General features: G+C 70.5%; 3 protein-coding genes. All 3 read left to right on the forward strand.

Annotated features, from left to right (window positions below; all coding sequences use genetic code 11):
* Positions 1-619, forward strand: a 619-nt coding sequence (locus tag AC27VN_RS41420; RefSeq protein WP_490880502.1) for an SDR family oxidoreductase, incomplete at its 5' end; no start/stop codon positions are given.
* A gap of 33 nt (positions 620-652) precedes the next feature.
* A complete protein-coding gene (locus AC27VN_RS41425) occupies positions 653-1,201 on the forward strand; it encodes a cupin domain-containing protein (RefSeq protein ID WP_479670123.1) in 549 nt (182 codons plus the stop codon).
* 11 nt (positions 1,202-1,212) lie between these two features.
* Positions 1,213-1,415: alpha/beta fold hydrolase (locus AC27VN_RS41430; RefSeq protein WP_490880503.1), on the forward strand; the 203-nt coding region annotated here is incomplete at its 3' end.

Consider the following 1,415-nt stretch of genomic DNA (forward strand, 5'->3'; position numbering starts at 1 on the left):
CGAAGCCAAGGCGCTGCGCGACGCCGGCCGCCAGGCGCATGCGCTGGCCATCGACCTCGCGGACCCCGCCTCGATCGAGGCCGGCGCCACCGAGGCGATCCGCCTGCTCGGCGGGCTCGACGGCCTGGTCAACAACGCCGCCATCACCAATTCGGGCGGCCGCGACGCGCACCAGCTCGAGATCGACACGTGGGACCGCGTGATGGCCGTCAACGTGCGCGGCAGCTGGCTCATGGGCCGCGCCTGCCGCGCGGCGCTGGCCGAGAGCGGCCGCGGCGCCGTCGTCAACCTCGCCTCCGACACCGCGCTGTGGGGCGCGCCGAACCTGCTGGCCTATGCCTCGAGCAAGGGCGCGGTGATCTCCATGACGCGCTCGCTGGCGCGCGAGTGGGGCGGCGACGGCATCACCGTCAACGCCGTGGCGCCCGGCCTCACGCTGGTCGAGGCCACCGAGTACGTGCCGATGGCGCGCCACCAGAAATACCTCGAGGGCCGCGCCATCCCGCGCGAACAGCAGGCGGCCGACGTCTGCGGCGCCACCGTGTTCCTGCTCTCCGGCCTCGCGCGCTTCGTGACCGGCCAGCTGCTGGCCGTGAACGGCGGCTTCGCGATGCACTGAATCCCTTCCTCTTCGACCCAGGAGTCCCACACCATGAGCGATCTGTCCGAACAGCAAAAGATCAACGATGCCGGCGGCAACAGCCTGGCGCAGCCCGCAGGCAGCAGCCTCGCCGAGTGGATGGACAGCCGCATCGCGCGCTATTCGACCCGCAAGTACGACTGGGACGCGCTGAAGTTCCAGGCCGATTTCGATCCCAAGTTCCGCCGCGCCCAGATGCGCTACGTGGGCACGGGCGGCACCGGCGTCGCCAAGGACGTCAACACCGTGCCGGCCGAGCACTTCACCTTCTCGACCATGGTGATCCCGGCCGGCCACGAAGGCCCGCCGCACCTGCACACCGACGTGGAGGAAGTGTTCTTCCTGATCCGCGGCAAGCTCAAGGTGGTGATCGAGAAGGACGGCGAACGCTTCGAGACCATCATGACCGACCGCGACCTGATCTCGGTGCCGCCCGGCGTCTACCGCGAGGAGATCAACATCGGCGACGAGGATGCGCTGATGTGCGTGATGCTCGGCGCCAAGAAGCCGGTGACGCCGACCTATCCGGCCGACCACCCGCTGGCCAGGATCAAGCGTTGAGCGCGACGGCCATGCAGACCCTCGATACCCAGGCCTCGATGCCGCCCGCTGCCGAGCTGGCGCGGCTCGATGCGCGCTTCGCGGCCCGCGAGGTCGCGGTCGCGGGCGGTGCCGTGGTGTCGGTGCGCGAACGCGGGCAGGGCCCGGCGATCGTCTGCCTGCATGGCATCGGCTCGGGCGCGGCCTCGTGGCTCGAGGTCGCCGAACTGCTCGC

Source organism: Variovorax sp. 20P10.2.4 (assembly GCF_058244205.1).

What these genes read in the sequence shown, in the direction of transcription:
- AC27VN_RS41425 (WP_479670123.1), top strand. Translation starts at nt 653, where the DNA reads ATGAGCGATCTGTCCGAACAGCAAAAGATCAACGATGCCGGCGGCAAC.